This is a genomic window from Paenibacillus sp. FSL H8-0315 (genome assembly GCF_038005365.1).
In the GTDB taxonomy this organism is placed as follows: domain Bacteria; phylum Bacillota; class Bacilli; order Paenibacillales; family Paenibacillaceae; genus Paenibacillus_AQ; species Paenibacillus_AQ odorifer.
This window is the reverse complement of sequence record NZ_JBBOTA010000001.1, coordinates 4,705,770-4,724,946: the sequence shown is the minus strand read 5'-3', so window position 1 is coordinate 4,724,946 and position 19,177 is coordinate 4,705,770. Positions and strand designations below refer to the sequence as shown.

Sequence of the window (19,177 nt, the reverse complement as noted above, 5' to 3'; positions counted from 1 at the left end):
ATTCCTGATCAAGATTTTTGCAGCACCAAAGGCAACTCGCTAAATTCCTTATAATTCGTGAAAATATAACTAGGCTTATGATCCGTAGCCGGCTGTCTGCCTCTCGGATTATACCAGCAGACCTTCCAGCCAGCCGCAAGCGCTCCTACTACATCGTTAGCCCAGGTATCACCTATATAAAGTGAATGGTCTGGTGAAGTGCCAGACTTCTGATTCACATGCAAAAAGAGTTGCGGATCTGGTTTGGCCAGACCTACAGCGTCAGAAATAAAAATCATCTCCTCGGGGATCATCTGATCCAGACCTAATCCGCGAATCTTTTTCATTTGATGATCCTTGGGTCCATTCGTAATGATGCCTACTTTATGACCAGCAGTAATGAACCTTTCCAATTGCTCCCGGACTCCATCTATCATTTGAATGGTGTACTGACGGCCAATGTAAGCCGCTTGTACCGCCGTGGCTTGATCACGATCGAGCTGTAAACCATACTCTGCAAAAGCAAGCTCCAATCGGCGTACCCTAGTCTCCTCCAACGGAATTTCTCCACGTAAATACATAGGCCATAATACATCACTATGATGTCTTACTTTATAAAATAATTCCGCAAAGTCCAGACTGCTCTCATCCGGTTTAAGTACTTGACGCACCGCTTCTTTAAAAGGAATCAAATGATCATATAAGGTATCATCAAGGTCAAAAAAGATTGCCAGCTTATTACTTGTATCCACTTTAACGCCCCTTACTCGTCTTTCTCTCTAGCTTTAGAAAAAAAGGTTATAGGTATAAAAATCATCATCCCGAATGTAGCCATGCGCTTCATATAAACGCTGTGCCCCCACATTCGCCGTCATTGTTGTCAGGGACAAGCCCTTCGTATTCGTTGCGAGCGCATGAGCTCTGGCACTTTCCAGCAGCTTGGAGCCGAGCCCATGACCTCGCAGTTCCGTAGTTACATATAGATCATTCAATATCCAGAGACGCTCCATAGAGACCGATGAAAAAGAGGGATAGAGCTGGGTGAAGCCCCACGCTCGTTTCTCCTCGCCTTCTCCCTCCACCGCAATAAAGATTACCGAATCGTTCAGCTTCAATCGATCTGATAAAAAAGCACGTGCACCATCCAGATCAGAGACTGCCCCATAAAATACCCGATACTCATCAAACAATGGGATAAGCCGTTCCAAATCATCATAGATCACACGTTCAATACGATAGTTGTTCATCCTCAACGCTCACTTTCCGGCTTGGGCCGTTTTAACGTTATTGTATATTTCAGCCGTACCGTGCACCATGGAGCGAACGCCAGATCATTTGGACAATTATTCTTATTCTTTGGAATCGTAGAACACATGCCGGGCACTGACTTTACCCACTTCGATATCCAAAATTCCGAAGGAATACAGTTTCTCACGTCGTTTATCCGTTGGCGATCCTGGATTAAAGAGCAGAATCCCATTCTCTTCCCGCAATAAAGGCTGATGCGAATGTCCAAAAAGAATACAATCCACCTTATCGTTCGCAAAAGCAAGCAGCGCATTCCCGTCCGTTCCTTTGCGGGAGTGTGGCGTATGACCATGGACCATTCCGATCCGGACTCCCTCAAGCGTTAGCAGCTTACGCTCCCCGAAACGCTCGATGATCTCTATTCCATCGTTATTCCCAGCAATCCCTTCCACTGGAGCCAATTCAGCCAACAAATCGTAGATTCCCATACTCACCCAATCTCCAAGATGTAGAATCAAGTCTACATTCCGGAATTCAGCAACAAGTGCTTTTGGCAGAGACTTAGCCATTCTTGTCATATGTGTATCTGATACCACGCCTACTTTCATATAACTCAGCTCCTAATCTATCATACTCATCTCATATTCAAATAATTGTACGATTTGCTTAAACGAGAAGCAAGTTCTGTGACTTCTCCCACACAGAAAAGCCGGGTACACCCCACTAACACAGGGCATATCCGGCTGCCATAAAGTAATGCCAAAGAAATCATTTATGCTTACTACCTTCTACAGTATTTAGCATCCCAACTCAGTTCTCTCTATCCTGCCAATTCCATAATCTTACTTCTTCAACATGAATATTACTGACCCATTTTTCTTCCTTTAACTTGAGCAGTTCTTTTACCGGACCGGTTACGACAGCTCCATACAGCCTTACTCCGTTCTTCTCCAGATAACTAATGGAGTCATCCAGATCAATAAACGGAATTACCTTGTTGGCGATCGATTTATGCTCCTGCATTAAGTGCAGTGTCTTAAGGAAGTTCGCATTACGAAGTTCACCATCCCCATATGAGTCAACAGATGGAGAAACACTCGTGCGGCTAGTCCCCCCTCCAAACCAACCCCACTTTTTCTTTGACTCTTGTGTCACCTTCATATCATCGGCATGCCAGATGGGCGTACTTGGAAATCCTAAGGGATCATTTATTACTGGCTCTTGTATCCTTGGACCTGTATCTGCTGCGAACCATAAAAGCTCAAGATTTTTATGCTGAAACTTCTTCAATAGCTCATCTGTCGTAAAAAATTGTTCAAAAGACAAATAGGCTTCTCCTACCGTACCTTCAGGGAGCTTTTCTAGTTTTTCCCAGTCACTGCTGTCATCCATCCTATTTTCTGCAGACTGGTTCTCAGTGGGATAGATAAAGTAATTACCTGTCCCACTGCGTTCATATGTCCATGAATAACTATATATTCTGGGCCAGCCTAATAGAAACTTCATCGAATAATCTCCAACATTAATCCGCGCATCACCAATTTGTTTTATTATTTCACCCTGCAGATTCATACTAAAAAACGGTCCGGAATCGCTACTCAAATGGACGATTGTATTCGGCTGTGAAACAGCAATTGCGGAAGAAACGACATCACGGTAAGTCTCTCCTCTTTCTCCAGTGCCATAAAATACCGCTGTGATGATACTGCTGACGATCAAAAAAATCAAAAATGCAGAAATCACCGTCAAAGTATTTGATATGCGTGCTTTCCACTTGCCCCGGCGGATGATCTTTTTTTCTTTACCGGGTCTGTTTCTTTTACCCTTTCCGAATTTTATGCTCTTCTCCTCATCTGAAGCCGGCTTTTCTTCACTCATGAGTTCATCCAGATAAGCCTGGTAAGCTTCCATCTTCTCTAGCTCACGTTCAACCTCATCCCTATCCTTATCAGCAAGAGTGCCTTCACCATACCTTCTTAACTTCTCCTTAAACTCTTCACTCATGTTCATTTCTCCTCCGCTCTGCCTCACGCAGCTTCTGTCTGGCCCGAAAGATCAATATCTTATATTGGGACAAGCCCACATCCATAATGTCCGATGCTTCCCGATAACTCAGCCCATGAAAATCATGCAGCAGCAGTGCATTTCTCTGATTGTCCGGTAGCTCACCTACTGCTATCCTCATCTCTTCCCAACGTTCCTGATGAAGCAGTGTGCTTTCTGTGGTATCTGGATGAGCAAGCTTTTTGAAATAATCCTCACTCTGAACTGTACTGCGGCCTTCCTTTCGCTTGTAATCTACGAAGGCGTTATAAGCGACACGGAACAACCATGGCTTAATCTTCTCTTCTTTACAATCCTCCAAATGTAGATAAGCTCGATAAAAGGTTTCTTGCATCAAATCTTCAGCCGCATAATGATCACCACAAAGGGAGCGCAAATAGCGGTAAATATCCATCACATACATCTGATATATTTCATCCAATGACTTTCGCTTCATGCACTCCCCCCTTAACCTAACCACGTATCCCAGCCTGAAAAGTTACAGATAAATTTAGCAACTAGTATGAATATACCAGTAATTCCATGGAAAAAAGCGAAAAAAGCCTGCTGGCAAGGAGTATTACTCCTGCCAACAGGCTTTTTAATTCACCAAGTTACTCAGCTTACAGAACAACTTCAACTTCTTTGAGCATTTCGCTAACGGATATTAAACCGCCACCGGACAAATACCAGTAGTTAGGATCCAAGTAGATGATCTTACCGTTTTTAAAGGCATTTGTGTTCTTCACTAGATCGTTTTCAACTGCTTTTTTAGCTGAGCCGGCTTCGCCGCCATCACTCTTCACAGCCGCATCTCTGTCCACTACAAACAGATAATCCGGATTCTTATCCGCTACATATTCGTAGGATACGCTTTGTCCGTGAGTGGATACTTCAATTTTATCATCAGCCTGTGCAAATCCGAACACATCATGGATAATCCCAAAACGGGAACCTGCACCGTAAGCACTGATTTTTCCTTCATTCGCAAGAATAACAAGTGCTTTTTTGCCATCAGCTGTTGCCTTCGTATTCAAAGCTTTGATGGAATCATTGATAGTCGCAAGCTCAGTTTCTACTTCTGCTTCTTTTCCAAAAATTTGACCCAGCATTTTCACGTTATTCGTAAAAGATTCCATGTAGTTTGCATTATCTACAGCCACATACAGAGTAGGTGCAATTTTGCTGAATTCTTCGTAAGAATCCTGTTGTCTGCCGGAAATGATGATCAGGTCCGGAGAAAGACTGTTTATTTTTTCGAAGTCAGGCTCTTTCAAACCCCCAACATTCTCATATTTAGCATCGTTATATTTAGAGAGATAAGCCGGTACATTACTTTGAGGCACTCCAGTCACCTCTACACCCAGTTTATCCAGCGTATCCAGTGTACCGAAGTCAAAAACAACCACTTTTTGCGGATTGCTTTTGATAGTTGTTTCGCCAAGCGCATGCTTGAAAGTAAGCTCTGTCGGTGCTGTAGTTGCTTCCGTTGTTGGTGCAGTAGTAGCCTCCGAATTGCCTGCCGCTGCTGTGTTGTTATTTGAAGTTGCTGCATTATTGGAGCCACAAGCCGCCAAGATTACCGCAAGAAATACTGTCATAATCAGTAAAGATAAGTTCTTCTTCAATGTATTCACCCCTAATTTTTATAGTGAAGCTATTTGAATTATTCGCGTATGCGTTAAGAAGCTGGCGCCTTTCACTTCTTACGTTACGCATAATAATATCCGCATAGTAATAGTTACCTTTTTAGAAATAGACACCGATTTTTCGGCCTCCTATAGTTTCAATAGGAATGTCCATGTCATATACCTCTTTAAGAACTGCAGAATCTATAATTTCATCCGCTGTACCCGAAGAAGCTACTCTTCCATTTTTAAGCGCAACAATGTAGTCAGAGTAACAAGAAGCAAAGTTAATATCATGGATAACGAGCACAATCGTCTTCCTCTTCTCGTCCACCAAACGGCGAAGCACCTTCATAATTTGGACGGAATGCTTCATATCAAGGTTGTTGAGCGGTTCATCGAGCAGAATGTACTCTGTATCCTGAGCCATAACCATGGCAATATATGCCCGCTGGCGTTGTCCTCCACTGAGCTGATCAATATATTTATCCTGCATCTCTTGGAGATCCATGTAAGCAATCGCTTCGTCAACGAACGCCCGATCCTCCGGACTCAGCTTCCCCTGTGAATACGGGAATCTCCCAAAAGAAACGAGCTCCTTCACAGTGAGGCGTACGCTAATATGATTGGACTGCTTTAACACCGATATTTTACGAGCAAGCTCATTACTTTTGCAGGTACCGATTTCCTTACCTTCGATCAGCACCTCTCCTGCGTCTTTGGAGATAAGTCTGCTGATCATGGAGAGCAGTGTACTTTTACCCGCACCATTTGGTCCGATAAACGAGGTGATTGCGCCCTTTTTAATGGACAAAGACACATCATCAACGACGGTTACTCCGCCATAACGTTTGGTTAAATTTTTAACTTCTACCACGACTTATTCTCCTTTAACAGCAGATAGACGAAGTAGACGCCGCCTGCAAAATTGATAATCACACTAACCGTAGTATTGAATCCAAAAACACGTTCGACCAGGAACTGCCCGCCGACAAGCGCAACAATGCTCAGCAGAATCGTTCCAGGAATCAGATAGGCATGCTTATAGGTACGGAACAGCTGGTGTCCCACATTAGCTACCAACAAACCTAAGAAAGTAATTGGTCCGACTAGAGCCGTCGAGATCGAAACGTAGATAGATACAATAACTAGCAGCCTTTTGACCACATAGTCATAATTGATGCCCAGATTAATGGCTTCATCTTTTCCAAGCGAAATAACATCCAAATACTTAACAAATCGCAAGAAATACAACGTAGTTAGCGTCAGAACAATGGTGGAAAGAATCAATAGGTCACTGCTGACATTGTTGAAGCTGGCAAACATTTTCCCCTGTAGAATCAGGAATTCGTTCGGATCAATAAGCACTTCCATAAAAGAAGACGCGCTCTGGAACATCGTCCCCATGATTAGCCCTACCAGCAGCAGGAAATAAATATTTTGTCCTTCCCTACGGAACATTAGCTTATACAATACGCCTGAAAACAGGACCATGAGACACGCAGAGAACAAGAAGTTGATGTTTTTATTCATAAAGGTCATATTCGATGAACCTAAGGCATATACACCGAACGTCTGGATTAACATGTACAGGGAATCGAGCCCGAGAATACTTGGTGTCAAAATACGATTGTTCGTGATGCTCTGAAAAACTACGGTAGAGACAGCTATCACAGCTCCGGTAATCAGAATGGCCGCCAGCTTTCTTCCCCGGCTGGGCAGAACGTAGTCCCAATTTCCCAAAGCATGATACGTCATAAACAAGACGATGAGGGCGACAGCACTTATAGATAATATAGTTAGTTTTGTCTTCATCTCTAGTTCGCCTTTCTTCTCATCAGCAAGTAGATAAACAGACCACTACCGATGACGCCTACCGTGAGACTGATTGATATTTCATATGGATAGATAATGAGCCTGCCCAGAATATCGCAGAACAGGAGGAACACCGCTCCGAGAATGGCTGTATGCGCCAGACTTTTTTTGAGGTTATCTCCTATGTACAACGTTACAATGTTAGGTACTACCAGACCTAGAAATGGAATCGTACCTACGGTTAAAATGACAACAGAAGAGATTAACGCTACAATTACTAATCCCACGTTGACAACCGCTTTGTAATTCATGCCAAGATTAACGGAGAAATCCTCGCCCATACCGGCTACCGTAAATTTATTAGCGAAGAGATACGCCAGGATGACAAGTGGAATGCTGATATAAATTAATTCGTATTGGCCTTTGATAATCGTTGAGAAATCTCCAAGCATCCAAGACGAGATATTCTGAATCAAATCATTTTTATACGCAAAAAATGTTGTAATCGAACCTACAATGTTTCCGAACATGAGTCCGACCAGCGGGATAAAAATACTATCCTTGAACTTGATCCGATCCAGGATTCTCATAAAAATAAAGGTGCCCAATAGTGCAAAAACAAAAGCAACCAGTAATTTCTGCATTGGCGTTGCGCCTGTGAATAACATGAGGGATACGAGAATACCAAATTTTGCGGAATCCATCGTCCCTGCCGTAGTCGGGGAGACGAATTTATTGCGTGACAGCTGTTGCATAATTAATCCGGCAATACTCATGCTGACTCCAGCGATAATCAATGCGGCTAACCGGGGAATCCGGCTTACCAGCAAGGTCTGTGCTTGAGATTCCGTAAGATGAAAGAGATCTAATGGGGATATATCTTTAACGCCTATAAACAAAGATATAAATGAAAATACTATTAGAAGTAGGGACAAATATTTTAGTTTCATGAGTTGTTCCTTATCTGTTTAATAGTTTACAAATGCGCTTTTATGATAATGATTTTCATTCGCAATGTTTTAAATTATACCTAAGCCCCCTTTGAGGGTCAACCCTTTCATATACTTAAATTTAAAATAATTAAGACTTAGGCTTATCTGCTTAAGTTACATAAAAAAAGACACCCTAACGGGTGCCTCTTTAATCTCTGCCATATTTTTAGCGCTAAACTATAGGATTTATTTATATTTCTTCCAATCCTGATTACTGTTCTCCAGCAGATGTGCAAAATCATTATCCAACCGCTTCTGCTCAGCCTTCCGCTGATCTTCCACTGCCTTACGGGCAGCTTCTTTACGGTCATTTTCCTCCGCTTTCAACGCATCAGATTGCGCCTTCAGCTTTCCTAGAACATCACTGCTTAGCAGATCTTTTAACGTAGCAGGGCCATCATTCGTAGCGGCTCTTGGTGTGGTAGGCATTTTCTTTTTTTTAGACACTGTCCATCATCCTTTCTAGTACTGAATTAAATTGGAATTTGTTTAAGTTATTGGTCTTTTCGTTTATAATGTTTACTAAGAGGTGAGCCCTATGAAGTCCAATGATTTATGTCCCCGGCTACAAAAAAGTATGGATATTATCGGCAGGCGTTGGACTGGTTTAATTATCTACCAGCTCCTTCAAGGACCCCAACGTTTCAATGTAATTGAAGCGGCATTACCCATCAGTGGAAGACTGCTCTCCGAACGGCTCAAAGAGCTGGAACAGGAAGGGATCGTTCTTCGAGAAGTGTTCCCAGAGACCCCCGTGCGGATCCAATATTCTTTGACGGATAAAGGTCTTGCTCTGGAATCAGTCATCCGAGACTTACAGAGTTGGTCCAAAGAATGGGTCGATTGTGACACCGATAATCTAAATTCAACTCTCAAAATGTAAGCGTTTTATCTGAGGCATTAGATTTTAAGGCCGACAATGACTAAATCACGCTCTATACCGTCAAGTTCAGCCACACCAGGCAGCATTCCCCATTCTTCAAAACCAAACTTTTTCAGTAAACCAAGGCTTGGATCATTATGTCCAAACACAAAGCCGACTAGATTCTTAATTCCGAGACTAGGGGCTTTCTCAATGGCCTCTGTCAGAAGAATTCTGCCCGCACCACCACCACGGAACTTTTCATTCACGTATACACTGATTTCTGCTGTTGCATTATACGCTGGACGACCATAGAAGGATTGAAAACTGAACCATGCAGCAATTTCATCTCCTTGCTTCAGTACCCATAAGGGACGGTGATGGCTATTATGCTCAAGAAACCATTTCTCCCGGTCTGCAACAGTAATGGGTTCCAGATCTGCAGTTACCATCCTCCCAGCAATCGTTGAGTTATAAATATCTACAATAGCTGCTAAGTCTGCAGATGTTGCATCTTCAATTCTGCTGTTCTCCCAATTCATCCCTTAATTCCTCCAAATGTGTTAATTAACTCAGGCCGACCTGCTCCTGGCTCCATTGCCACAGCCGTTCGGCCTCTATTGTATTCTGCGCTCTGGGAGACAGTTGTTTAATCTTTCTTCGATAATAATATTGACCGGTTACCTCTCCAAGATCGGGATCTGTAGCCAAATAAATCGCTGTATCGGCACCTTGTTCAGGTGTTAAGAAAAAGTATGAGAGTAACTTAAGTACCGACTTGCCAAAACCAGTCTCCCGGTTTACACCTATATTCGTCCCCACTGCTCCTGGATGCAGGCAATTCACCGTCACCCTTGTTCCGTGAAGACGCGAAGCCAGCTCCCGCGTGAACAGAATATTGGCTAGCTTGGATCGGGCATAGGCTTTTGCAGGATTAAAACGGCGAGCGAGGGTTGGATCTTCATAATGGAGCGCACCTATCTTGTAAGCACCGGAGGCAACCACAATGATACGGCCTTGCTCTGCTGCCTGCAACGACTTAAGTAACAAATTGGTAAGTAGAAAATGCCCCAAATGATTTACGCCAAGATCCATCTCAAAGCCGTCCTTCGTAAGCTGACGCTTAATCGTGACTACCCCGGCGTTATTGATAAGTATGTCTAGCATCGGATATTTCATAGTGAATTCCTCAGCAAAGCTGCGAATGCTCTCAAGTGAAGCCAGATCACACAACATGAGCTCGATATCCTCGGAGTGGCTCTTTTGTTTGGCGGCAGCAAGTGCTTCTTCTCCCCGCTGGCGATTACGACAAACCATAATAACTTTAGCTCCCTTGCGAGCCAGTTCAACTGTTGTGGCCAGCCCCATACCGGAATTCGCTCCGGTAACAAGTGCGATTGTTCCTCTCATTGCAAGAATCACTCCTCTCTCAACAACCGTACCCGAATAAGCTTCAGCCTAACCTTAGGAGAAGTATATTTAAAGATATGTTACACCAACTAGTAGGGTTAAGAAAAGCTTCATGTCATGATTAGCCAACGATAGTTATAGTTCGTCAGGTGCGTCTGGTCTATTTTTGATCTATAATAGGAATATTGCAGTTCTAATCGTGAAGTTGAAAGGGGAACACCAACTATGAATAATGCTCTGACAAGCCTAGAGCAACAAATGGCGGGCGAAGGTCTGGATGCCCTGCTCGTAACAGATCCCAAGCATGTCTACTACTTAACCGGCTTCGCCAGCGATCCGCATGAACGTTTTCTCGGTCTGCTGCTGATACGCGGAGAAGAGCCTATGCTCATTCTGCCTGCATTGGATGCAGAAGCAGCTCAAGCAGCCTCTTCGGTCACCAAAATCCTAACTCACACTGACACTGATAATCCCTATAACCTGCTAAAAGATTGTTTCGGCAGCAGTAAGCTAGGTACTCTCGGCATAGAAAAAGAACATTTCTCAGTAGCCCGTTTTGAGCACCTAACCGCTGCTGTTCCAGCTGAAAGGTTTAGTGATATTGGTCCATTGCTGCGCAGCATGCGCTCCAAAAAGACCCCGGATGAAGTTAAGCGCATGAAACATGCCGCTGAGCTAGTTGAGGAAGCCTTGCGCCGCGTTCTTACCCACGTAAAAACAGGCGTTACAGAAAACGATCTAGTAGCGGAGCTAGAATATCTAATGAAAAAGGTTGGCGCTTCCGGCCCTTCCTTCGACACTATGGTGCTTTCTGGTCCGAAAACTGCCCTGCCTCACGGTGTTCCGGGCAACCGGGTCATTCAACCCGGCGACTTCCTGATGTTTGATATCGGGGTGTATGCCGATGGTTATGCTTCTGATATTACACGTACCTTTGCTATTGAATCCGTAGACGACAAGCTAGTCACTATCTATAACACTGTGCTGGCTGCCAACGAAGCTGGGATCGCTGCCTCCAATCCTGGAGCACCTTTCGGCTCAGTCGACAAAGCTGCACGTGATGTAATTGAAGAAGCTGGATTCGGAGAATATTTCTTACACCGTGTCGGACACGGACTGGGCATGGATGTTCATGAATATCCATCACTTCACGGACAGAACGACGACATTATCGAAATCGGCAATGTGTTCACCGTTGAGCCGGGAATTTATGTGCCTGGACTAGCGGGTGTACGTATCGAAGATGATCTGATTATTACAGCTGAAGGTGCAGAGACCTTAACAAGCTTCCCTAAGGAACTGACTATTCTTCATTTGTAGAAAAGAATTACAAGCCATAGCCAAAAACACAGAGCAGCGATTCCTCCAATAATGAGAGAATCGCCGCTCTGTGTTTTTTTAAATTCAAACCTGTGTTCCCCACATCCCGCGAACCAACTTAGCCTCTTTCACCATCCTGCCGATCAGCTCCGCGACTGTAGGAATATCTTGGATCATTCCTGTCACTTGACCTGCCCAGCCGATGCCCTCTTCTTTGATATCATCATAGATCCAGCGCTTGTTGGCTGCACCACTGATATACTCTTTTAATGCTTCATAGGTCGGTGTCACGCGCTCGATTTCAAGAATTTGATCAATGTAGTCACTACGTAACACTCGTGCGGGTGCTCCAATAGAACGTTTGATTACAACCGTATCCGACTCTGAGCTTTCTACTAAAGCTTTTTTATAAGAAGCGGCCGCATGAACACATTCCACTGTAGCAACGAAACGAGTGCCCATTTCGATTCCTTCAGCCCCAAGTGCATGAGCAGCCATCCATCCACGGCCATCTCCGATCCCTCCGGAAGCAATCACAGGAATATTAACCGCATCAACCACTTGGGGAACGAGCACCATGGTTCCAACATCGTCACGCCCTAAGTGGCCCCCTCCCTCATGCCCAACAACAATAACCGCAGAAGCCCCTAATTGTTCAGCCTTTTGGGCTTGTCTGCGTGAGGAGACGAGCACGAGTGTTTTAATATCGGTGGGCTGTAACATTTCCAGTATAGGGGCTGGATTCCCTCCAGTGAGGCTCACCACGGGAACCTGCTCTTCGATGGCGACCTGCACCCGATCTTCATAACCAATCCCATGCATGCCGATAGCAAAATTAACACCAAATGGTTTGTTCGTTAGTGTTCGTACCCGACGTATTTCTGCACGTAAGGCCTCCGCATCTGGAAGACTCATTGCTGTGACCTGACCCAGTCCACCGATATTTGAAACCGCAGCCGCAAGGTCTGCATAACCTAAATAAGCAAGTCCTCCTTGAATAATAGGATATTCTATGTGCAATAACTCCGTAATACGGGTGTTCCATTTCATCTTCATCTACACCTTTCCTATCTTTAAGCAAAGCAGAATCACGGCAATTAAAAGGGTAGCTCCCCCTGCCAGATAATCTATTTGCTGAAATTGCAGTCTTTTAAAAGAAGTCCTTCCTTTACCATTCCCATAAGCACGCGCATCAATTGCATAGCTCAGCTGTTCAGCACGTTGAATCGTTGTGAAGAGCAGAGGAATAATGATCGGAATGTACGCATATATCCGTTTAGGCAGTGATAATACTGTGAGATCATAACCTCTAGCCTTTTGTGCGAGAAGGATACGATCAAGCTCCTCCTTGATGGTAGGGATAAAACGGATCGCAATCACTATCATTAAAGAGAACTGCTCTACGGGTACCCCCAATTTGGACAGAGGGGCAAGCAGCTTCTCCAGACCATAAGCTAAGTCTAGCGGTTTAGTAGTTAATGTCAGAATTGAGGCTAACAAGATGAGCAATATAATCCGCCATACAAAACGTAATCCTATCCGCAATCCCTCTTCAGTCACCTCGATAAAAAACCATGACCAGAGAATCGTCCCCTTGGTGAACACGGCATTGTAAACAAAAGTAAATAATAAAATAAATAATACCGGCCGTAGCCCTCGCCAAAAAAAATGCACAGGAACTTTAGACAGTAATAACATTCCCAATACAAAAAAGGTTGCAACAACATAACTAAGCCCCGTACCAAGCATCATAAAGCTAAGCATGAGCATCACGATACTTACAAGCTTTGTACGAGGATCTAAACGATGAAAAATCGAATGTGTCTCCACATATTGACCGACTAATACGGAATCAGCCATGCCCTTGCCCCCTCGAATGCCAAATCGGCAAAATCGCTTCGAAGATATCCTGCTCTTTACAGCTGGCAACTTCAATCTTCTGACCAGATAATTCCTCCACTAGCTTCAAGAGCTGTACGGGTTCAGGCAAGGATAGTCCAAGTTCCAGCAGTAATTCTTCCTTTTCCAGAAACAATGTTCTGGTATCATGATGCCCTTTTAACTGACCTTCATGAAAAACCATGACCTCATCTGAGAATTCGGCAACATCACCCATCTGATGCGAAACGAAGAGGATGGTGCGATTGTCTTGTTGCTGCCATTCCTTTAGTAGCCTCAGCAAAGACACTTGGCTAGCTGGATCGAGACCCGCTGTCGGTTCATCCATTATCAGCAGCTTCGGATTTGTCATCAGTACAGAGGCAATAGCTACACGGCGCTTTTCACCACCACTTAGCTGGAATGGATTTAAGGGGAGAATCCCCTCTGGCAAACCCACTTGCGGCAAGATCATTTCAATCGCCTCTGTAATTTGCTGACGTGAAGCACCCTGCTGATTCAGAGCAAAAGCAAGCTCCTTATGCACCGTTGTTTCGAATAGCTGATGCTCCGGATATTGAAAAACGAAACCCAACTCGGGGACAACCTTTAAGCGTCCTTTAGCATCTCTGCTGGCAGGCTGCTGGTTAATCCAATAGTCTCCTTTTACGGTGGGAATCAGGCCCTTCAGCACTTTGACAAAGGTAGACTTTCCTGCGCCTGTTGGACCGATAATAGAAATCCATTTGCCTTCAGGAATAGTGCAGTTTATATTGCGCAAAGCCACATGATCGGCATAGTTCACACTTAGATTTTTTAATTGGTAGACCATTGTGATCGAATTTTCCCCTTCCAATCGGCTGTTAGCGGTGCTGCTGAATGGAGCAATGTATGTACACGCACTGCGAAGGGCAGTTGTAATTGATAGTCCGCAACAGGCATGGTTTCAAAAAAAGTCAGTGGATCGCCGTCAAACTCAAGTCGTCCTTGGTGCAGGAGCAATACGCGTTCTGCTGCAAGCACTTCCTCCATATGGTGGGTGATATGAATAAGCGTCAGGCCTTGACGATGCAGCTCTTGCATGATAGAAAGAACCTGCTGTCTTCCCTGGGGATCAAGCATTGAGGTAGCCTCGTCAAAAATAATGACTTGCGGGCGCATCGCCAATATAGCTGCGATAGCGACACGTTGCTTTTTACCTCCAGATAGCTGATGTGGCATAGCCTCCAGATAATCCTCCATATGAACGGCCTGTAAGGCATGATCCAATCGGCTGCGCATTTCCTCCCTCGGCACACGGATATTCTCCAAACCAAAAAGCACCTCATCCATAACGGTTGTGGTGATAAATTGATCCTCTGGATTCTGAAAAACAAAACCGATTTGCTGATGAATCTCCGCAAGATCCGTTGGTTTTGCTGTGTCCAAGCTCTTAAATTGTACAGTCCCTTTTCGCGGCAGCAGCAGTCCGTCCATGAGCTTTGCAATAGTGGATTTGCCAGAACCATTCGCCCCGACTATCGCCACAAACTCCCCTGCGTCTATCGTAAAGCTAATATCCTCCAGGAGAGGTTGTCCCTTTTTATAATAAAAACAAACTTGATCGAAGGTAAGCATTTATTCAGTCCCCTTTTGACGGTGCCAAGCAGCAAAAAATGCCTCAATGTTATTCTCGGAAAATGCAGGTGCAGGCTTCTCCCATTTTGTCACTTTTGATCCATTCACAGCAAAGATTTCACCGGTTAAATCCGCGTCGGACTCCCTCAACAATGCAGTCACGAAGGAAGCAATAGCCTCCGGGTCACCTATTCTCCAAAAGTCAGGCAAAGGTTCATTACGACTGAAATATTTTTCCTTCAAATGGTCAATTATAGGTCTGGTCATATCCGTTAATGCCGCTGGAGAAATCGCATTGACCCTAATCTGGTCACGTTTCAGCTCTGCTGCGAGCGTCCACATCATGCCCAGTATTCCAGCCTTGGCTGCACTGTAATTCACCTGACCCACGGAACCTGCTAGTCCAGCAGCAGAGGTCATCAACAGGATATCCCCACCTGTTTCACGCATATGTGGTAATACTCGTTGAATGCAATAATAAGTGCCATTTAAATGCACATCCAGAACATTCTTCCACTGTTCATCCGTCATACGTTGACATTTCTGATCCTGCACAATTCCCGCGTTAGCTATCAATACCTCGATACGACCGTATCGGGCAATGACCTCACCTACCATGGCAGTGACTGCGACGGAATCGGCTACATTAGCAGCGTACCCTAGTGCCTCTCCGCCTGCCTGGCGGATCTCGCGCACAACCTCATCAATTAAGACTTGTTTCGTACCATTTACAACCACTATATAACCTGACTTGCCAAGCTGCATGGCGATACTACGTCCGATCCCTCTTGTTGCTCCAGTAATTAAGGCCACTTTATTCATCACTACACCTCTTTCACTGCAAAAGCTCCCGCAGCAATAACATCGCCAGCTTCTGTTGTAAGGATCACTTTCACAAAGCAATCGTCCTCTACAAAATCAAAAATCACGACACTATCGACCTCTATTGGCTTATGAAATTTCATATCATATTGAGTGATCCACTGTGTAGGGTGCTCTGCAATATACAAAGATTGGGCTAATCCCATAAGATACATCCCATGTGCGATGGGTCGCTCCAAACCAGCCTTGGCTGCGGCCTCTGCATCTAGATGTATAGGCGCCAAATCTTGGGAAGCAGCTGCATATTGCCGGATAGCCTCAGCTGTTATGCACTTTTTTATCATGATCATCACCTACCCGAATTAACACCGTTTCTGCGGTGACTATAAGCTCACCCTCACACCTACAAACCAGCGTATGTGTGTAAAAAGTCAGTTTACCCTGTCTGCCTTCTTTTTGCACCTCGCCCGTTAACGCTAATTCACAATCCAAAATCATCCCCGCCGTAATCGGAGCCTGATATGAAAATTTCTGAGTGCCGTGAAGCAAGGGTTCACCGATGATTAACCAAGGAATATCGAAGTCTTGCCAGAAAATAATAGACATCGTCGCAGGAGCGATCAGCTTTCCATTTATCGTCTGCACGGGTGCTTCAATACTCTGTGCATAGTCCGAAATCCATTCAGCAGTCATATGGATCTGATGTCGGACACTGTTCATTCTATAACCTCCACGAGTGTTGCCAGACCTATCCCACCGCCGATTCCCAGAGTAGCAAGCCCTCGTTGGTAAGGGGCATGTTGCATTTCAGCACATAAGCGAGTCATTAACATAGCCCCGGAAGCTCCGTATGGATGGCCTATTGCTAATGCCCCCCCGCCAAGATTGACCTTTTCCTGTGGAATTTGAAGCTCGTTCAGTGATGCCAATACTTGTGAAGCAAAAGCTTCGTTAAACTCTACGATATCTAAATCGGCAACGGTAAGCTTTTGGCGTTTTAACACCTTTTGCACAGCTGGTACAGGCCCCATACCCAAATAGTTCGGATCTACACCCGCAGCTTGCGCATCCACGACCCGCAAAATAGGGGTAAGCTTAAGCTGCTGGCATTTCTCACGAGACATCATTAATAGAAGCGCTGCGCCATCATTAATAGGACAGGCATTTCCAGCAGTGACGGTACCCTTTTCTTCAAAAATTGGCGGCAGCTTTTGCAGCTTGTCCAGACTCGTATTTGCCCGAGGACATTCGTCGGTGCTCACCCCCTGCCCCTCTACCTGAAGAGGTACTATCTCCTGCTGAAACCGGTCACTTTGCTGAGCATGAACCGCCTTTTGATGGCTTTTTAAGGCATATTGATCCTGCTCTTCTCGAGAAATCCCGTATTTCCTAGCTACATTCTCTGCAGCAATTCCCATATCCGGATCACCGTAAGAGCTAGGCGTAAAATGTGCACGGGTATACAGCTGTGGAACCCCCATTAACGTCTGTGGTTTAGCCATTTTCCATGGAGCACGGCTCGTACTTTCGACACCACCTGCTAAATAAATCTCACCAGCGCCGCTTTGAATCAGTCTTGCTGCTATATTAATTGCCTCTAGCCCAGATCCGCACTGACGATCCACGGTGACACCCGGAACCGAAACAGGCAGCCCCGCTTCAAGCGCAGCTACCCGGGCAATATTACCTCCTGGGCCCACAACATTCCCAATAATGACATCATCAATCAGTTCTTTAGGCAAGTTCGTTTCGGCTACAATATGCTGAATAAGCGGCGCCAGTAATGCCTCCGGCTCAAGTGTACTTAATAAGCCACCCATTCTGCCAACCGGTGTACGTTTTGCCATGACAATTACTGCTTCTATCATATCATCGCTCTTTTCACATAGTCTTTCATCGCTTGCCGGGCAATTTTCCCGCTACTTGTATAGATAAATTCATCCAGGGTTAGCAGCTGCTTCGGCGCTTTGTAGCTCGCTAAATACTGGCGGCAATAATTCTTAATTTCTTCGACAGATAAATGCTGTTCTCCGCTCCACTTCACGAGGGCTATCAGCTGTTCTCCCCAGTAATCGTCAGGCACGCCAAGCACCATCACTTCATCTATTTCCGGAAGAAACTCCAGCACCCTCTCTATTTCTTCCGGATAAACGTTCAGCCCTCCGGATATGATTTTATTCTTCAAACGTCCCGCCATATATAAATAACCAGCTTCATCCTGATAAACATAGTCTTCTAAAACAAGCCATCCCTCTCTAAAAGCTGCTGCTGTCTCATTCGGCAATTGATGGTAGCCTAAAAATATCATATCACTACGCACATATAGCTGCCCAATCTCCCCAGGAGGGACTTCCCGGAACTGGTCATCACGAATGGAAATTTGCACCCCGGGATAAGGTTTGCCTACAGAGATCGGATTATGCTCGGTCAGAACATCCAAATAACTAATATAGCTCGCTTCTGAAGAACCGTAGGATTCATAAAGCCGCGCTCCACCAAACACTTCCATGCCCCTTTTCTTGGACAACTCCGACCACTTTGCACCTGAGCTAATAATCGCATCAATCTGTATCTGCCCAGGTACAGCCTGCTGCATCATGGATTCGATCATTGTTGGTACGACGAACAGCACCACGCCCGGAATTTGCTGGCACAGCTCTAGCACCTGCGTGGCACTAAATTTTTGTGTGATATGAAAGGTTGCTCCACCATATAGACTCTGCATTACGGCGAATAAGGATAGGGAATGCACAAATGGACCTGGTGCCAAAACATCCTTCATAGCGTCCAATTCAAAAGCAATATTCGAAACCTCAAAGCTTTTTAACCATGATAAATGGGTACGCATATAACCTTTGGGCAATCCGGTTGTGCCTGAAGTAAAGCCAATAAATAATAATTCATTCGTCTCATCCAACTCAGCCTCCGGCTTCAGGGCAGCCAGCCACTGATCATAGGAACCTGTTCGTTCATTTGAGAAGGTCAGCGTTGGGATCGTTTGATCCTTGAAAACCAGATTCTTTGCGGCTTCCGGCTCGGCAAAAATCATTGTCGGCTGGCACTGCTCTATAATAACCTGCAGTTCATTAGCACTCCACTTGGGATCTAAGGGAATGGGAACACAGCCCGCATAAATCGCCCCCAAAAAAACCTCAACAAATTCAATACGATTCGTAGATAAAATCGCGATTTTGTCATGCCTCAGACCCTTTTGCTGTAAGCCATTCGCGATTCTCCGCATCGTTTTTACTAATGTGGCATAGGTATGACTTGCTTGGTCATGGGTTAAGGCAATGCTGTCGGGCTGCTGTGCTGCATGACGCAGTATAGGAACTACTAGATTCATCCTGATCACACCTGTTCGTAATTTCTGTGACTACCGACTATATACATTCTCTTCAATCGGACTGCCCCGCAAGTCCAGCCCAAACTAAAGGATATGTGATAAGCGCCGGCGCTCCTGTTAAACTAACCCGCTAGAATTGCTACGATAGCTTATTTTAGCTTTATATTATTTTTATGTACACATCTTTCATGTAACGATTAAGTCCATCTTACAACGA

The 19,177-nt window shown here is 44.9% G+C and carries 23 protein-coding genes; 2 read left to right on the top strand and 21 right to left on the bottom strand.

What is annotated here, in order from left to right:
- Positions 1-8: 8 nt before the first annotated feature.
- The 10 genes from MHB56_RS20595 to MHB56_RS20550 all read right to left on the bottom strand — a co-directional run bounded on the left by MHB56_RS20595 (position 9) and on the right by MHB56_RS20550 (position 8,152).
- Positions 9-731 (bottom strand): HAD family hydrolase, encoded by a 723-nt coding sequence (locus tag MHB56_RS20595; RefSeq protein WP_076142176.1) that lies wholly within the window; start codon positions 729-731, stop codon positions 9-11.
- Positions 732-764: 33 nt separating this feature from the next.
- Entirely contained in the window at positions 765-1,226 is a 462-nt protein-coding gene (locus tag MHB56_RS20590) for a GNAT family N-acetyltransferase (RefSeq protein WP_076185717.1), read from the bottom strand.
- Between the two features lie 102 nt (positions 1,227-1,328).
- Entirely contained in the window at positions 1,329-1,835 is a 507-nt protein-coding gene (locus tag MHB56_RS20585; RefSeq protein ID WP_339172048.1) for a metallophosphoesterase family protein, read from the bottom strand.
- A 202-nt stretch (positions 1,836-2,037) separates the two neighbouring features.
- A complete protein-coding gene (locus tag MHB56_RS20580) occupies positions 2,038-3,231 on the bottom strand; it encodes an anti-sigma factor (protein ID WP_341143941.1) in 1,194 nt (397 codons plus the stop codon).
- Positions 3,224-3,727, bottom strand: coding sequence for a sigma-70 family RNA polymerase sigma factor (locus MHB56_RS20575; protein WP_036681849.1), 504 nt, complete (start codon positions 3,725-3,727; stop codon positions 3,224-3,226). The genes MHB56_RS20580 and MHB56_RS20575 overlap by 8 nt, the downstream gene beginning before the upstream one ends.
- A 166-nt stretch (positions 3,728-3,893) precedes the next feature.
- Entirely contained in the window at positions 3,894-4,898 is a 1,005-nt protein-coding gene (locus MHB56_RS20570; RefSeq protein WP_282579687.1) for a siderophore ABC transporter substrate-binding protein, read from the bottom strand.
- Positions 4,899-5,019: 121 nt separating this feature from the next.
- Complete coding sequence (locus MHB56_RS20565; protein ID WP_076302189.1) at positions 5,020-5,775, bottom strand: iron ABC transporter ATP-binding protein; 756 nt, start codon at positions 5,773-5,775, stop codon at positions 5,020-5,022.
- On the bottom strand, positions 5,769-6,713 hold the full coding sequence (locus tag MHB56_RS20560) for an iron chelate uptake ABC transporter family permease subunit (protein ID WP_036681842.1): 945 nt from the start codon (positions 6,711-6,713) through the stop codon (positions 5,769-5,771). The genes MHB56_RS20565 and MHB56_RS20560 overlap by 7 nt, the downstream gene beginning before the upstream one ends.
- A 2-nt stretch (positions 6,714-6,715) precedes the next feature.
- Positions 6,716-7,663 carry an ABC transporter permease gene (locus MHB56_RS20555; protein ID WP_036681839.1) on the bottom strand — a complete coding sequence of 316 codons (948 nt, stop codon included), beginning with the start codon at positions 7,661-7,663 and terminating at the stop codon, positions 6,716-6,718.
- A 228-nt stretch (positions 7,664-7,891) separates the two neighbouring features.
- Positions 7,892-8,152: a YqkE family protein gene (locus MHB56_RS20550; protein WP_076142170.1), complete on the bottom strand. Its 261-nt coding sequence runs from the start codon at positions 8,150-8,152 to the stop codon at positions 7,892-7,894.
- 91 nt (positions 8,153-8,243) lie between these two features.
- Here MHB56_RS20550 and MHB56_RS20545 point away from each other — a divergent pair, with 91 nt between their 5' ends.
- Positions 8,244-8,588 carry a winged helix-turn-helix transcriptional regulator gene (locus MHB56_RS20545; protein WP_076128100.1) on the top strand — a complete coding sequence of 115 codons (345 nt, stop codon included), beginning with the start codon at positions 8,244-8,246 and terminating at the stop codon, positions 8,586-8,588.
- Between the two features lie 17 nt (positions 8,589-8,605).
- Here the strand turns inward: MHB56_RS20545 and MHB56_RS20540 are convergent, their stop codons facing one another.
- The gene (locus tag MHB56_RS20540; RefSeq protein WP_076185721.1) at positions 8,606-9,109 is read right to left on the bottom strand and encodes a GNAT family N-acetyltransferase; all 504 of its coding nucleotides are present in this window, start codon (positions 9,107-9,109) and stop codon (positions 8,606-8,608) included.
- 25 nt (positions 9,110-9,134) lie between these two features.
- The gene (locus MHB56_RS20535; protein ID WP_076185723.1) at positions 9,135-9,977 is read right to left on the bottom strand and encodes an SDR family oxidoreductase; all 843 of its coding nucleotides are present in this window, start codon (positions 9,975-9,977) and stop codon (positions 9,135-9,137) included.
- A 225-nt stretch (positions 9,978-10,202) separates the two neighbouring features.
- Here MHB56_RS20535 and MHB56_RS20530 point away from each other — a divergent pair, with 225 nt between their 5' ends.
- Positions 10,203-11,297 (top strand): M24 family metallopeptidase, encoded by a 1,095-nt coding sequence (locus tag MHB56_RS20530; RefSeq protein ID WP_076128106.1) that lies wholly within the window; start codon positions 10,203-10,205, stop codon positions 11,295-11,297.
- 84 nt (positions 11,298-11,381) lie between these two features.
- On the opposite strand, the gene MHB56_RS20525 is transcribed toward MHB56_RS20530, so the two are convergent.
- The 9 genes from MHB56_RS20525 to MHB56_RS20485 are packed head-to-tail and all read right to left on the bottom strand — an operon-like array spanning position 11,382 to position 18,960.
- A complete protein-coding gene (locus MHB56_RS20525) occupies positions 11,382-12,347 on the bottom strand; it encodes an NAD(P)H-dependent flavin oxidoreductase (RefSeq protein ID WP_076302281.1) in 966 nt (321 codons plus the stop codon).
- Between the two features lie 6 nt (positions 12,348-12,353).
- Entirely contained in the window at positions 12,354-13,157 is an 804-nt protein-coding gene (locus MHB56_RS20520) for an energy-coupling factor transporter transmembrane component T family protein (protein ID WP_076302190.1), read from the bottom strand.
- Positions 13,150-14,007 (bottom strand): ATP-binding cassette domain-containing protein, encoded by an 858-nt coding sequence (locus tag MHB56_RS20515; RefSeq protein WP_076302191.1) that lies wholly within the window; start codon positions 14,005-14,007, stop codon positions 13,150-13,152. The genes MHB56_RS20520 and MHB56_RS20515 overlap by 8 nt, the downstream gene beginning before the upstream one ends.
- Positions 13,992-14,792, bottom strand: a complete 801-nt coding sequence (locus MHB56_RS20510) for an energy-coupling factor transporter ATPase (protein WP_341143940.1) — start codon at positions 14,790-14,792, stop codon at positions 13,992-13,994. The genes MHB56_RS20515 and MHB56_RS20510 overlap by 16 nt, the downstream gene beginning before the upstream one ends.
- The gene (locus MHB56_RS20505) at positions 14,793-15,614 is read right to left on the bottom strand and encodes an SDR family NAD(P)-dependent oxidoreductase (RefSeq protein ID WP_076302193.1); all 822 of its coding nucleotides are present in this window, start codon (positions 15,612-15,614) and stop codon (positions 14,793-14,795) included.
- Positions 15,615-15,616: 2 nt separating this feature from the next.
- Positions 15,617-15,958, bottom strand: a complete 342-nt coding sequence (locus MHB56_RS20500; protein ID WP_341143939.1) for a MaoC family dehydratase — start codon at positions 15,956-15,958, stop codon at positions 15,617-15,619.
- Positions 15,933-16,334, bottom strand: a complete 402-nt coding sequence (locus tag MHB56_RS20495) for an FAS1-like dehydratase domain-containing protein (protein ID WP_341143938.1) — start codon at positions 16,332-16,334, stop codon at positions 15,933-15,935. Before MHB56_RS20495 ends, MHB56_RS20500 begins: the two co-directional genes overlap by 26 nt.
- Positions 16,331-17,482 carry a thiolase family protein gene (locus MHB56_RS20490; RefSeq protein WP_341143937.1) on the bottom strand — a complete coding sequence of 384 codons (1,152 nt, stop codon included), beginning with the start codon at positions 17,480-17,482 and terminating at the stop codon, positions 16,331-16,333. The genes MHB56_RS20495 and MHB56_RS20490 overlap by 4 nt, the downstream gene beginning before the upstream one ends.
- A complete protein-coding gene (locus MHB56_RS20485; protein ID WP_341143936.1) occupies positions 17,479-18,960 on the bottom strand; it encodes an AMP-binding protein in 1,482 nt (493 codons plus the stop codon). The genes MHB56_RS20490 and MHB56_RS20485 overlap by 4 nt, the downstream gene beginning before the upstream one ends.
- Positions 18,961-19,177 lie beyond the last annotated feature (217 nt).